Below are 13,699 nucleotides of genomic sequence, written 5' to 3' on the forward strand. Positions count from 1 at the left end.
ATTCTTGGGCTGCCCATTTCTCCATTTTTTTGCTTACCTCCACCTTAATTCCTTCTTTCAAAACTATACCTATCAATCGTTTCCCCTTTTTTTAAGTTTCTTCTCTTTTTGTTAAGAAAGATCTGACTAATGGATAGCTTATTAAGGGGGGCAGGGGGGGAGCTTTTGATCCGGTTAAGTATCAGCAGTTAATGGATAGATTGGAAGCGGTTGAATTAACTCTCTCTGAAGTTCTCAGCGAAAATGATGTCTTTAGAATTGATAATGACTTCTTTCAAAAAGAATTTATATTAATTAGCAAAAAATTTAAAAATAATCACAGATTAGAAGAATACACACAAGCAATTATATGCGGTCCATTTGGATCAACTATTCAGGACGATACATATCAAGAGACTGGTGTAATAGTAGTTAGACCTTTCAATTTAGTAAATTTCAAGGTTGAGAATACTAATTTAGTTTATATTTCTGAGAGCGACATTGTAGAAAAGAGGTTAAAGCTTTTTCACAAGGGGGCATTGTTATTCTCTAGGGTTGGTGATGTTAGATGTGGTGTTCTTACACAAAATGAAGTAACTATAAGTCCAAATATTATTGCTACTGAATTGAAGGGGGAGAATTATAGTTCTTATTTCCTAAGTGTATTTTTTAACTCAAAATATGGGCTTTTACAGATTATGAGATCAGTCAAAACGGTTGCTCAGCCAACAATATCAACGGATACTGTTAGAAACCTAAAATTACCAGAGATAAGTAAACAATTTCAAAATGAGTGTGAAAGACTTTTACTGTCTGCATTTGAGATGGAAATAAAAAGCTGTAATCTTTACCAAAAAGCTGAAGATTTACTATTAACAGAACTTGGTTTAAAAGATTGGCAACCCACCGAATAAAGCATCGCCGTTAAAAGTTTTTCTGAGTCTTTTTTGTCTTCTGGACGCTTGGATGCTGAGTATTATCAACCGAAATATGATCAATTAATTGAAGCCATAAATTCTTCCGGTCTGTTTACTAAGAAAATCAAAGATATTCAGCGATTTAATACAAGAGGACTACAACCAATCTATTCAGAGTATGGAACTTTAAACGTAATTAACAGCAGACATATTCTAGAACAACATCTTGATTATGATAATTTTGAAAAAACCGAACTTGTCAATTGGAATTTTCAAGAAAAAGCCAGGGTTTACAGAAATGATATTCTGATCTATACGACTGGCGCAAATATTGGTAGAACAAATATATATTTGAGTGATGAAAAAGCCTTAGCGAGTAATCATGTTAATATTCTAAGACTGAATCAAGAAAATCAAATTTATGTAGGGTTTGTTATTAATTCATTAATTGGGAGACTTCAAACAGAAAAGTTAAGTGCAGGAAGCGCACAAGCAGAACTCTATCCAAGAGATATTGATAATTTTCTTATTCCCTTTATAGCAGAAGAAAAACAGGAACAAGTCATAAATCACTATGTTTTATCTCTCGAAAGAAAGCAAAAATCCAAACAACTCTTAGAAATTGCTAAAATAGGAGTAGAAAAAGCGATAGAAACCGATGAAGAAACGGCAACCGCTTGGATAAACCAACAACTAGAATCCTTAGACATTTCCCCCCTTTTTAAGGGGGGTAGGGGGGATCAATGAACCTTTTTAAGGGGGGTAGGGGGGATCAATGACCCTAAACAACAGCGACTTTCATCTACCTTATAATACTGCCCTAGTAGCCAGAGCGAAAGAACTGCGCAAGAACATGACCTTAGCAGAGAAAAAGCTGTGGTATTCCTATCTAAAAAATTTCAAATTCAAAGTCCTAAGACAACGCCCCATTGATCATTTCATTGTTGATTTTTATTGCCCTAGCCTCAAACTTGTGATTGAAATTGATGGAGATACTCACTTTACGGATGAGGGAAAAGCCTATGATAAAGAGAGAACTGCGCGATTAGAAAGCTATGGATTAAAAGTTATTAGATTCACGAATTCGCAGGTATTAAGAAATTTTGAGGCGGTTTGTGAGCAGCTAAATCTTTCGATCCCCCCTTAATCCCCCCTTAAAAAGGGGGGAAATTTTAACGCCTAGAAATTGCTAAAATAGGAGTAGAAAAAGCGATAGAAACCGATGAAGAAACGGCAACCGCTTGGATAAACCAACAACTAGAAAGCTTAGGGGTAAAACTAATCTAATGAACACAAAAATAAATCTACCAATGGAACAAATTAAAGCATTTTGTCAAAGGTGGCAAGTCACCGAATTTGCCTTATTTGGTTCAGTTTTACGCGAAGATTTCCGTTCAGATAGTGATATTGATATTTTAATTACCTTTTCCCCAACTGCTAAACGAGGTTTAACCGAAACCCTACAAATGCGCGATGAACTGCAAGCAATTTTTGATCGAAAAGTAGATTTAATTGTGAAAGCAGCGCTCAAACGGAGTGATAACTGGCTAAGATGTAAAAACATTTTGGAATCAGCACAGATTATCTATGCCTCATTGTAAATTCTATCAGGCGTATTTTGCGCTATACCGATGGAAAAATAAATTAACAGAACTTTTAAAAGCGATCGCACCCTTACTCTAAGAGTGCTTTTAAAGCAAAAATCCAAACAACTATTAGAAATTGCTAAAATAGGAGTAGAAAAAGCGATAGAAACCGACGAAGAAACGGCAACCGCTTGGATAAACCAACAACTAGAAAGCTTAGGGGTAAAACTAATCTAATGAACACAAAAATAGAACTACCCTGGATTTTTACCAGAGGTATATTTTTAACGGGGGAGGATGTCAACTCTCACTTCCAGACTCAACAGTATGGCCGACTTCGCTAATCCATTGGGCAATTTCTGCGCGGGATGCGGTGGTTTCTACCGTGACTATTTTATTGGCTACATCCACCGATATTTGGGCTGCTGGTTGCTGATTGTTAATCGCTTTAGTAATGGTATTAGCGCAACCTTCACAGGCAATACTAGGTACTTTTAGGGTAATTGTCATTGTTGTAACTCCAGTAAGTTTATAGCTAAAAACTAGCATAAATTGTCAGGGGTAGCTGATTTTTTAAGAGTTTATTTACCATTTCAGCACTGCTGCTTCGATCCCCTGTTCCCGACGCAGTTTACTATCTTTTTCTAGCCATTGGATGACCTGTTTATGGGTTAATTCTTCTAGGGTTACTCCCGTATCTTCGGCGATTATTTTTAGTAAGCGTAGGGAAGAAATCGTTAAACGAGTCAGGAATTTTTCGGGAGCAGTCAAGAGGGCAGCGTCCACATCTGCGGATTCTTCTGGGGTTAAAAATTGTCTGTTTTCGATCATAGTTTTATTTGGTTTCCATCCAATTGTCACCAGCTTTAATTTCTACCAAGAGAGGGATCGTCAAGGAGACAGCTTCCTCCATAGTCGTCTTGATTTTTGACTCTAGGGATGGCCATTCTTCTCTTGGTACTTCCAAGACTAATTCATCATGGACTTGCAGCAGTAATCTTGCTCGATAATTTTGCAGCACCTCCGCCAATTTTACCATCGCTACTTTAATAATATCAGCACTGGAACCCTGAATGGGCGCATTAGCAGCCGATCTTAATAATTGTGCCTCCTCGTTGTTGAGTTTGAGGCTATCTAAATCGATGTCATGCAAGGGTAGTCCTCGCAGTCTTTTTAAGAGGGGATTATCAAAGTTAAAATAACGTCTTCTACCCAAAATTGTTTCCACATATCCCTGAGCGATCGCTTGTTTTTTGCTATTCTCTAAATACTCAAATACTTGGGCATAACGTTGATGATATTTTTCAATAAATTTTCTGCCCTGTTCTACGGTTAATTTCGATTCACGGGCGAATTTTTGCGCTCCCATGCCATAAATAACTCCGAAGTTAATTGTTTTTCCTAAACTGCGTTCTTCTGGCGTAATTTCGCTTTTATCAAAGAGCAATCGAGCGGTGACTTTATGAACATCTTGATTACTACGATACGCTTCTAATAAAACTGGTTCTTGGCTGAGATGAGCGAGAATTCTTAACTCTATTTGTGAGTAGTCTGCTGACACTAATAAGTAACCATCTTCGGGAATAAAAGCTTGACGAATTTGCTTGGAAAATTCACTGCGAATGGGGATATTTTGTAGGTTAGGATTGGAGGATGATAAGCGTCCGGTGCTGGTGATGGTTTGATTAAAATCTGTATGTACTCTTGCGGTTTTTGGTTCGGCTAATTTCGGTAAAGCATCCACATAGGTTGATTTTAATTTGGATAAGGTGCGATGTTCAAGGATATAATCGATTAAGGGATGATCTCCTTGTAGTTTCTCTAAAACACTTTGATCGGTAGAGTAACCTGTTTTAGTTTTTCTGGATTTTTTGCGATTGAGTGCCAATCGATCAAAGAGGATTTCACTTAACTGTTTAGGAGAGCTAAGATTAAAAGTTTCTCCGATAGATTCGTAGGCATTTTTTTCTATGTCTGCTAAGTCTCTTTCTAGTTGCTGGGAAAAGTTTTTTAGATAATTGATATTAATTTTTATACCATAATTTTCCATCTGCCAAAGCACCATCACTAAGGGAGATTCTATTTCTGAGAATAATTGATATAAAGGGGGAATTTTATTCAATTCTGACTGTAATTTTTCTCGAAGTAAATAGGTAGCATAGGCATCTAATCCGCAGTAGTTGGCAGTAGTGGGAATATCTAAATCAGCGATGGTTTTTCCCGCAGGAATACCGAGACTTTTATAACTAAGGGAAGTGATACCAGTTAAATAGCGATCGCATAAATCTTCGAGATTATGAGTTAGTTCGGGATGGAGGACATAACTAGCCACCATAGTATCAAAAACTAGACCTTTAACGGTAATTCCTTGATGATAAAAAATATCAATATCAAATTTCGCATTCTGGAAGACTTTCGGATAATTATCACCCGCTAAAATTGGTCGTAATTTTTCGAGGACTATCTCTAGATTTAAATTATCGCCGCTCTGGTGGCCGATGGGAATATAGGCCATAGCATTTAATTCTTTTCCCCAACAGCAACCGATGCCGACTAATTTGGCTACACGAGGATTTAAATCCGTCGTTTCGGTGTCCCAAGCGACGGGAAATTGTGGATTAGTGAAAGTTATTAATTTTGCCAGTAAAGCATCTAACTTAGGAATAGTATCAATAATGTCGGGAGCAATTAGAACCGGTGGAGAAATAGGGGGTAAATCAAACAGAGACAATTGATTAGAATCAGCATCGCTAGTTAATTCTAGGGTAGGAGTACCACCTAGATGCTGTTGAATTTGATCGAGTTTCTGGAGAATTTTCTTTAACTCGAATCTTTCCAATAAAGGTTTAACTAAACGCCGATCAAAACCCCGGAGACGAAATTTATCCTCCTCCAGACTAACGGGGGCATCAAGGGCAATTTTAGCTAAATAGCGAGAACTTTCGGCGGCGGTTTTTCCCTCTAATAATTTAGTTTTTACCATTCCCTTAATCGATTCCAGATTGGTATATATATCGTCTAAGTTATCGTATTTTTTTAATAAATCTATCGCTGTTTTTTCGCCAATTCCGCGCACACCGGGGATATTATCAGACTTGTCACCGCAAAGAGCTTTAAAATCTACTACCTGTTTTGGTGTCACCCCTAACTTTTCCGTGACAGCTTGGGAATTGAATTCTGTATAACCCTGTCCCGATGTACTTTTGACCGCATTAATATCTAGATAGAGAACCGTGGTTTTTTTCTCCTCATCTACCAATTGGAATAAATCTCGATCGCCTGTTAAAATCTTGACTGTATAACCATTATCACCAGCTTGTTTTGCCAAAGTTCCTAAAACATCATCTGCTTCGTAACCCGGAGAAGTAACAATAGGAATATTCATCGCTGCCAAGAGACTTTGCAGATTAGTTAAATCGGGGCGAAATTCTTCGGGAGTCTCTTGCCGATTAGCCTTATAATTGACATCAGCTTCATGGCGAAAAGAAGGAGCTGCTAAATCAAAAGCAACTGCTAAATAAGTGGGTTTTTGAGTTTCTAGTAACTGCATCAGAGAATTTAAAAACCCAAAACAAACACTGGTGGGAATGCCAGTAGAAGTACGCAGAGGGCCAGAACGAGACTTAGCAAAGGCATAATAGGCACGAAAAGCCAAAGAATGCCCATCAATCAGGATAAATAGCTTATTTTGCTCGCCACTGTTCATAATCTAGTCTCAAATTTGCGTGTTATTTCCATTTTAAGGATTACCGAGCCATTATTCAGCTATTAGCCTTGAATCGGCGATCGCTGATAAATGATAACTGATCACTGATACTTAACACCTCGTCAAAAAAAATATTTGCCAAAAAACCAGCGTAAGGGTATTTTAAGAATAATTTTATATGTTTACTTTGCGATTACATGAGAATCCTAGTTACGGGTGGTGCAGGTTTTATTGGTTCCCATCTAATCGATCGCTTGATGGAACAGGGTCAAGAAGTGATCTGTCTGGATAACTTCTACACGGGGGTGCGCCGAAACATCGTTAAATGGCTAGGAAATCCTTATTTTGAGCTAATTCGTCACGATATCACCGAGCCGATCCGTTTAGAAGTCGATCAGATCTATCACCTGGCCTGTCCTGCTTCTCCAATCCACTATCAATATAATCCCGTCAAAACGATTAAAACCAATGTTTTAGGGACTATGTATATGCTAGGCCTAGCTAAACGGGTAAAAGCGCGATTTTTGCTCGCTTCTACCTCGGAAGTCTATGGCGATCCCGATGTGCATCCACAAACGGAAGAATATCGAGGCAATGTCAACTGCATCGGACCGCGTTCCTGTTATGACGAGGGTAAACGGGTGGCGGAAACCCTGGCTTTCGAGTATTATCGGGAGCATAAAGTCGATATCCGGGTGGCCCGGATTTTCAACACCTACGGCCCGCGAATGCTGGAAAACGATGGTCGAGTGGTGAGTAATTTCGTGGTGCAAGCTTTGCGCGGTGAACCTCTGACGGTTTATGGTCAAGGTTCCCAAACCCGCAGTTTTTGCTATGTTTCTGACCTGGTGGAAGGGTTAATGCGTTTGATGAATGGGGATTTTATCGGACCGGTTAATCTAGGCAATCCCGACGAATACACAATTCTGGAATTAGCACAAGTGATCCAAGGCATGATTAATCCCGAGGCCGAATTGGTCTATCAACCACTGCCGGAAGATGATCCCAAGCAACGACAACCGGATATCACTCGTGCTAAAACCTATCTGGATTGGAGTCCAACTATTCCTCTAAGTCAGGGTTTAAAAATGACGATCGAGGATTTCCGTTCTCGTCTAAGCTAATCCCTAATCAATAAATTTAACTTAATTGTCACTGGAGTAATTATCATGCGTGTTTGTGTTATCGGAACGGGTTATGTGGGTTTAGTCACCGGGGTGTGCCTAGCACATATCGGCCATCATGTCATCTGTATTGACAACAATGAAGAAAAAGTCAAATTGATGAAATCGGGACAATCCCCCATCTATGAACCTGGTTTATCAGAATTAATGCAGTCTTCGGCAGCCTCCGGCAATCTGGAATTTTCCACGGATCTAGAAGCGGGAGTTAAACACGGTGAAATCCTCTTTATCGCTGTTGGTACACCTGCATTACCCACGGGGGAAAGTGACACTCGTTATGTGGAAGCGGTGGCCCGGGGTATTGGGGCCCATCTCAACGGTGGTTATAAAGTAATCGTCAATAAATCGACCGTTCCCATCGGTTCTGGGGATTGGGTACGGATGATCGTCCTCGATGGAGTGGCCGAGAGACAAAAAAATCTCGTGGCTGCGGTTGGCGGTATTAGTACACTAGAACGCATCGAAGCGGAATTTGATGTGGTCAGCAATCCCGAATTTTTACGGGAAGGTTCGGCAGTTTATGATACTTTTAACCCCGATCGCATTGTTTTAGGCAGTAATAACCCGAAAGCCATTGAAATGATGAAGGAATTGTACGCGCCTTTGGTTGAACGCCAATTCGCTGACGATCCCTCCTTGCCTCCCGTTCCCGTGGTGGTTACGGATCTCAGTTCGGCGGAAATGATTAAATACGCCGCTAATGCCTTCCTAGCGACCAAAATTAGCTTTATTAACGAAGTAGCTAATATCTGCGATCGCGTGGGGGCCGATGTCACCCAAGTGGCTAAAGGTATCGGTTTAGATTCCCGTATCGGCAGCAAGTTCCTCTCGGCCGGAATCGGTTGGGGGGGTTCCTGTTTCCCCAAAGATGTGTCAGCTTTGGTCCATACCGCAGAAGACTACGGTTACGAAACGGAATTACTCAACGCCGCTATCAATGTTAACAAACGTCAACGGACAATTGCGATCGAAAAACTGCAACAGGAATTAAAAATCCTCAAGGGTAAAACCGTCGGTTTGTTGGGATTAACTTTTAAACCCGATACCGATGATATGCGCGATGCTCCGGCTTTAACCATGATCGAACAGTTAAATCGTTTAGGTGCTAAGGTAAAAGCTTATGATCCGATCGTTTCCCAAAGTGGTTTAAGTCACGGTCTAAGTGGTGTGATTATCGAATCGGATCCAGAAAGATTAGCCGATGGTTGTGACGCTTTGGTGGTGGTGACGGAATGGCAAGAATTCCTCCGTCTCGACTACGGCAAAATGGTTAAAACCATGCGCGAACCCGTTTTAATTGATGGTCGCAATTTCCTCGATCCTGCGGTGGTGACAGCAGCTGGTTTCCGTTACCTCGGTATTGGACGTTAATCCCAGGAATCCGCCTTTTCAGCAGGACTGACGCGGTTGGGGAAGGGACAAGCAGCACCAACCCTTACCCCTGCTCCTAGGGGCGAAAATTGCCCAATTATGCCAGTTGAAAAACGAAAAATTCCTAGCTGACCATGGGGATAGTTGCAATGGTTAAATGATATGAACAGGAGCCACTAGAATCCGGGAGCACTCGGTAGAATTGAATTGAAAAACTAGAAATCAGTTTTAGCAATACCTATGGTTAGCTCTGTTCAATACCGCTACACTAACGAACAAGTTAGGGACTGGTTACGGGGATTACTGACAATTGCCTGGTGTGATGGGGATTATAGCGCCAGCGAACAGGAATCGATCGCCCGTTTCGCTCACGAATTAGAATTAGATGACGACCACGTTCTCTATCAATCGATTAGTCCCGAAGAATTGGCCGCAAGTTTCGGTCATGACCCCAGAATATCAGAAAACTTCCTCCGCACGGCGGTTATGGTGGCGATCGCCGATGGCATTTATTCCCCCGCAGAAGCGCAATTACTGCATAGTTATCGGGATGCTTTCGGGTTAGAAATCGAGGCCTTGTCAGCTTTAGAACATACTATCTGTGAAATTCCCGAAATTACCACGGAAGCGCAGAAATCCGAGTTTATCAGTGCCGAACATCCCCACCCGGATCTGCTTCATCCCCTCAAAGATTGGTTAGATGGGTTAGAAATGCACGATCCGCGCTTGGCCCGGTTTATCTGCAAAATGGTGCCGCCTCAATGTCCTTTTGAACGCGATATCGTGCTGTTTGGCCATAAATTAGTCCATATTCCGCCCCTGTGCAAGTTAAATCCTCTCTACGAGCAATTAGTCGGTTTACGCTTCCGGGCTCTATCATACTTAGCCGATGATTGTCAAGAAGATATTTCCGAGTATATTTAGCCAATTTAACTCAAAATTGCGGTTAAAATGGTATAAATATCCTGCTGACAGAAAATATCTCAGCCTCAAGGCTTTTCACTAGCTAAATCTTTCGTTAGAATTAGGTTAAATCGCCGTTAAGAGAAAAACTATGAGTAAAAACTCCCGACGAGTCGATTTTCCTGATTTACCGGGTCTAAAAAACCTGCGCTCCTATCAATGGCAGTGGCTAGGCCGAGATATACTCGCCGGTGTCACCGTGGCAGCCTACGCTATTCCCCAGTGTATGGCCTACGGCGACCTGGCCGGGGTCGAGCCGGTGGTGGGATTGTGGACTCTCGTGCCGGCCGCCCTAGTTTACGCCCTTTTCGGCTCCTCATCGCAACTATCCCTGGGACCAGAATCGACCACGGCAGTGATGACGGCGGCAGCGATCGCACCTATGGTAAGCCTTCAAGGAGAAAATTACGGCAGTTTAGCGGCTTTTTTAGCCCTAATGGTCGGTTTAATCTGTTTAGTTGGTTATGTCGCCCGCTTGGGATTTTTAGCTAATTTACTCTCCAAACCGATCCTGATCGGTTATATGGCGGGAGTGGCGGTGATCATGATTGCGGGACAACTGGGTAAAATTAGTGGTTTGTCAATCCGTGAAAATACGGTTTTTAAAGAAATTTTAGCTTTTTTTCGGGGAATAAACCAATGGCACTGGCCAACCCTTAGCCTCGCTCTATTTCTGCTCCTATTTCTATTTTTCATCCAAAAATATTTTCCCAAAGCACCGGGTCCCTTGCTGGCGGTTTTACTGGGAACCCTCGCCGTCGCCACCCTCCATCTCGATCAAGAGGGGGTGGCAGTAGTGGGGAAAATTAGTAATACTTTGCCCAATTTTGGCTTACCAACCCTAGATTTTTCCCAATTACTACCTCTAGTAACCGCAGCCGTCGGCATTGCCCTCGTCGGCTATTCCGATAACGTCTTGACCGCTAGAGCCTTCGCCGCACGCCATAACCAAGAAATCGATGCCAATCAAGAATTTTTAGCCCTGGGACTGGGGAATCTGGCGGCGGGTTTTTGTCAGGGATTTCCCATCAGCAGCAGCGCCAGTCGCACCGCGGTGGGCGATTCGGTGGGCAGTAAAAGTCAGCTTTATTCCCTAGTGGTGGCAGTGGTGGTGGTGGCGGTCATTTTCCTGCTCGGTCCGCTACTGGTACTCTTTCCCAAGGCCGCCTTGGGTGCGCTGGTGATTTATGCGGCCTGTAAACTGCTGGATATTGCCGGCGCTAAACGACTCAAACGCTTTCGCAATAGTGAGTTTAATCTCGCTGTCCTGACCATGGTGGGGGTGCTAACCACGGGGATTTTAAGCGGGGTTGCCATCGCCATTGGTCTCTCGGTTATCGATTTATTGGCCCGCATTACCCGGCCCGATGATGCGGTCTTGGGTACAGTCCCGGGGGTGATGGGTTTACACGCACTCCAGGATTGGCCAGAAGCGCAAACAATACCGGGGTTAGTTATCTATCGTTACGATGCCCCCTTATTTTTTGCTAATGCGGCCGACTTTAAACGTCGCGCCCTCAGCGCCATTGCCCGGGAGACAAAACCGGTAGAATGGTTTGTCTTGAATACAGAGGCACTCGGGGAATTGGATAGTACAGCCGTGGAGATTATCGAGGAATTAGCAAGGGAATTATCAAGACAGGGTATAGTTTTCGCCCTAGCGAGGGTTAAACACGATCTGTACTTACAATTGCAACGTTCCCGCTTGTTAGATAAAATTAGCCAAGAGAGAATTTACTATACTTTGCCGGCGGCGATCGAAGCTTTTAAACATCGTTAACTGATAGTTAGGGGTCGAGAATGGAATCGCCTCCATCCCCTCCCATTCAGAACCTACCCGTGCATAGTTTTCGGACTTTATTGAAATTAGGTGATAGAGTTGTCTAAGTTGGGCTTCCGTCGGTTGCATTTAGTCATTATCGGCTTGATTTTAGATTATTGTTCATTTTTAGCATCATTAACTGAAAGTCACTTCCCTAACCTATTTAGCATCAGTTTAACCCATTTTTCAAGAATCTAGGCTAGAATATGAAGACAAGACGTATTGCTCTGGGTTAATCTACTCTGTAGAAGCTAAGAAGGTAATCAAAATGGCTAAATATTCGCCTCTTATCCATGTATCTCCTGAAACTATGAGTGGTGTTCCCGTTTTTTCAGGTACTAGAGTTCCGATACAAACACTTTTTGATTATCTTAAAGCAGGAGAATCAATTGATGATTTTTTAGACGGTTTTCCAACGGTAACAAGAGAACGAGTTATTAGCTTACTTGAAGAATTTGAAAAAGAGCTTATTGATAGGGTAGCGTGAAATGAGGCTTCTTTTAGATGAATGTATTGACCGAAGATTAATGAGGGATTTTACAGGTTATAATATCAAAACTGTTCCGCAAATGGGATGGACTGGGATCAAGAATGGTCAACTGTAAAGATAATTACAGAATCTAAAATAAACTTATTTTCCTTCCAAGATAAATTTATCTCCTGAACCAAATCGATAATACTTTTTCCCTGTTAGTCTATCTTCTGCAATTTCGACATTCTTACAGCTTATCATTCCTCTAGTATCTGAATTACCAATACGACTGTATCCAAAAGCATCAGCATAACCTACACACTTACCTGCTGATATAGGTATTAAACAGTTATATCCATCTGAAAACAGAGAACCTGATATAGTGGGATTAACTCCGTTCCGCGTACATTCATACTGACGAAGAGATTGGCTAATTAAAATATCATTACTCATATTGTTTGCTTGTATGGGAGCAGAATTAATTAATCCCACACCAATGAACATACAGAGGATTTTAATGGATCTCATAGTGAGTAGTTACTGCAAAAACAACCATAATAAGCAGAATCCTAACTAATAAGTTTAAACATTTTCAAGACGGAAAAAAACGGATATTGTCGGAAGTTTTGTTAACTATGTTTACAAATATCGGAAAATAACGGACAATGACGGTATTGTGTCCTCAAATCTTAACATTACTCCCATGGATACCCAAGAAGTCTTCCAAATGGGAAAGCATCTCGATACATTGCAATTAGGGATTTTAAAGAACGTTTTTGATGGTCAGAAATATGCAAAAATAGCAGAAGAATATAATTGTTCTGAAGGTCATGCCAGAGATAAAGCCTATGAACTTTGGCGCATTCTTTCGGAAGTGTTAGGGGAAGAATTAAATAAATCAACTGTTCGATCAGCAATTGAAAGGTTAATTGTCAGTAATAGTATTAATAATTTGGGTAATAAATCTGTAAAAATTGATCAGGTTACTTTCTGTCATAACCCTTCTAATAATCGAGAAATAGAAAATTATCATATTTATAAAACTGAAAACAATGTTATTAAGGCAAAACTAGAAACTGTTCCCAAACTAATAGGATTAGGATTAACGATCGAACAAATTGCTCAAGCTCTTGATTTAGATATACAATTAATTTTAGATAGTCTCAAACCAGAGTAAAGTTGATAACTTCATCAAGATATCGATGTCAAGCTGCTTTGATCCACCATTGACGAGGATAGGGAAATGGAGAAATTTCAACTAATACCTCAAAACCAAACCCCCAACCCCAACACCTAGAACTGCTATAGTTAAAAAATGCCTTAAATTGTCTTGCTTAGTGTCAAAAACAATGAGCGAATTAAGTCCCGCCGCTGCTAGAGAAATTGAACGCTGGAGTTAAAGCCATCGCCTGAGTTTTTCCTATCTGCACTTAGCAAAATTTAGGGTGCGTTAGACGGCGACAATCTCTGCTTAAACTTGAATCTAACCATCCGTCGTAACGCACCTATCTATCATTAATTTATCTGGTGCTTTAGCGATAGCGCAACCTACTACTAATACTGACTCATAGCTGTTATAATTAGATCAATGTCCCAGCCAGGGGAAAAACTATGACAACTCTCGACATTTTACCAGAAGTTACCTGTCCCCCCACCGATTTATGGAGTGATGAACCACCCTTGGAAAGTGATTTACACC

General features: G+C 41.2%; 15 protein-coding genes and 1 pseudogene. 12 read left to right on the top strand and 4 right to left on the bottom strand.

Features of this window, described 5'->3' with window-relative positions:
* Nucleotides 1-191 precede the first annotated feature (191 nt).
* From IM479_RS10310 to IM479_RS10330, 5 genes are all read left to right on the top strand, one after another.
* Entirely contained in the window at nt 192-893 is a 702-nt protein-coding gene (locus tag IM479_RS10310) for a restriction endonuclease subunit S (RefSeq protein WP_287684758.1), read from the top strand.
* Between the two features lie 33 nt (nt 894-926).
* Nucleotides 927-1,643: a restriction endonuclease subunit S gene (locus IM479_RS10315; protein ID WP_287684757.1), complete on the top strand. Its 717-nt coding sequence runs from the start codon at nt 927-929 to the stop codon at nt 1,641-1,643.
* Between the two features lie 28 nt (nt 1,644-1,671).
* Nucleotides 1,672-2,043 (top strand): endonuclease domain-containing protein, encoded by a 372-nt coding sequence (locus tag IM479_RS10320; RefSeq protein ID WP_185237327.1) that lies wholly within the window; start codon nt 1,672-1,674, stop codon nt 2,041-2,043.
* Between the two features lie 163 nt (nt 2,044-2,206).
* Nucleotides 2,207-2,497, top strand: a complete 291-nt coding sequence (locus tag IM479_RS10325; protein WP_287684760.1) for a nucleotidyltransferase family protein — start codon at nt 2,207-2,209, stop codon at nt 2,495-2,497.
* Nucleotides 2,498-2,581: 84 nt separating this feature from the next.
* The gene (locus tag IM479_RS10330) at nt 2,582-2,719 is read left to right on the top strand and encodes a hypothetical protein (RefSeq protein WP_287684755.1); all 138 of its coding nucleotides are present in this window, start codon (nt 2,582-2,584) and stop codon (nt 2,717-2,719) included.
* Between the two features lie 63 nt (nt 2,720-2,782).
* Here IM479_RS10330 and IM479_RS10335 read toward each other — a convergent pair whose 3' ends face one another.
* From IM479_RS10335 to polA, 3 genes are read right to left on the bottom strand one after another with little or no spacing between them, the layout of a single operon-like run.
* Nucleotides 2,783-3,031: a heavy-metal-associated domain-containing protein gene (locus IM479_RS10335; RefSeq protein WP_287684754.1), complete on the bottom strand. Its 249-nt coding sequence runs from the start codon at nt 3,029-3,031 to the stop codon at nt 2,783-2,785.
* Nucleotides 3,032-3,067: 36 nt separating this feature from the next.
* Nucleotides 3,068-3,313 carry an NDH complex assembly factor CRR9 gene (locus IM479_RS10340; RefSeq protein ID WP_286826830.1) on the bottom strand — a complete coding sequence of 82 codons (246 nt, stop codon included), beginning with the start codon at nt 3,311-3,313 and terminating at the stop codon, nt 3,068-3,070.
* Between the two features lie 4 nt (nt 3,314-3,317).
* A complete protein-coding gene (gene polA, locus IM479_RS10345) occupies nt 3,318-6,188 on the bottom strand; it encodes a DNA polymerase I (RefSeq protein WP_287684752.1) in 2,871 nt (956 codons plus the stop codon).
* Between the two features lie 197 nt (nt 6,189-6,385).
* Here polA and IM479_RS10350 point away from each other — a divergent pair, with 197 nt between their 5' ends.
* The 5 genes from IM479_RS10350 (at nt 6,386) to IM479_RS10370 (ending at nt 12,015) form a co-directional block, all read left to right on the top strand.
* On the top strand, nt 6,386-7,312 hold the full coding sequence (locus IM479_RS10350) for a UDP-glucuronic acid decarboxylase family protein (protein ID WP_287684750.1): 927 nt from the start codon (nt 6,386-6,388) through the stop codon (nt 7,310-7,312).
* A 45-nt stretch (nt 7,313-7,357) separates the two neighbouring features.
* Nucleotides 7,358-8,743 carry a UDP-glucose dehydrogenase family protein gene (locus tag IM479_RS10355; RefSeq protein ID WP_286825456.1) on the top strand — a complete coding sequence of 462 codons (1,386 nt, stop codon included), beginning with the start codon at nt 7,358-7,360 and terminating at the stop codon, nt 8,741-8,743.
* 240 nt (nt 8,744-8,983) lie between these two features.
* Nucleotides 8,984-9,667, top strand: coding sequence for a Mo-dependent nitrogenase C-terminal domain-containing protein (locus IM479_RS10360; RefSeq protein WP_287078190.1), 684 nt, complete (start codon nt 8,984-8,986; stop codon nt 9,665-9,667).
* Between the two features lie 130 nt (nt 9,668-9,797).
* Nucleotides 9,798-11,486 (top strand): SulP family inorganic anion transporter, encoded by a 1,689-nt coding sequence (locus tag IM479_RS10365; RefSeq protein ID WP_287684749.1) that lies wholly within the window; start codon nt 9,798-9,800, stop codon nt 11,484-11,486.
* A 310-nt stretch (nt 11,487-11,796) separates the two neighbouring features.
* A complete protein-coding gene (locus IM479_RS10370) occupies nt 11,797-12,015 on the top strand; it encodes a DUF433 domain-containing protein (protein WP_287684748.1) in 219 nt (72 codons plus the stop codon).
* 144 nt (nt 12,016-12,159) lie between these two features.
* Here IM479_RS10370 and IM479_RS10375 read toward each other — a convergent pair whose 3' ends face one another.
* Entirely contained in the window at nt 12,160-12,504 is a 345-nt protein-coding gene (locus IM479_RS10375) for a hypothetical protein (protein WP_287684747.1), read from the bottom strand.
* Between the two features lie 199 nt (nt 12,505-12,703).
* On the opposite strand from IM479_RS10375, the gene IM479_RS10380 reads away from it, so the two are divergent.
* Both IM479_RS10380 and IM479_RS10385 read left to right on the top strand, forming a co-directional pair.
* The gene (locus tag IM479_RS10380; protein WP_287684759.1) at nt 12,704-13,177 is read left to right on the top strand and encodes a helix-turn-helix domain-containing protein; all 474 of its coding nucleotides are present in this window, start codon (nt 12,704-12,706) and stop codon (nt 13,175-13,177) included.
* Between the two features lie 434 nt (nt 13,178-13,611).
* Nucleotides 13,612-13,699, top strand: a pseudogene (locus IM479_RS10385) (Uma2 family endonuclease); the annotation flags it as partial.

It is taken from the genome of Microcystis sp. M165S2 (assembly GCF_020245885.1).
Taxonomy (GTDB): Bacteria; Cyanobacteriota; Cyanobacteriia; order Cyanobacteriales; family Microcystaceae; genus Microcystis.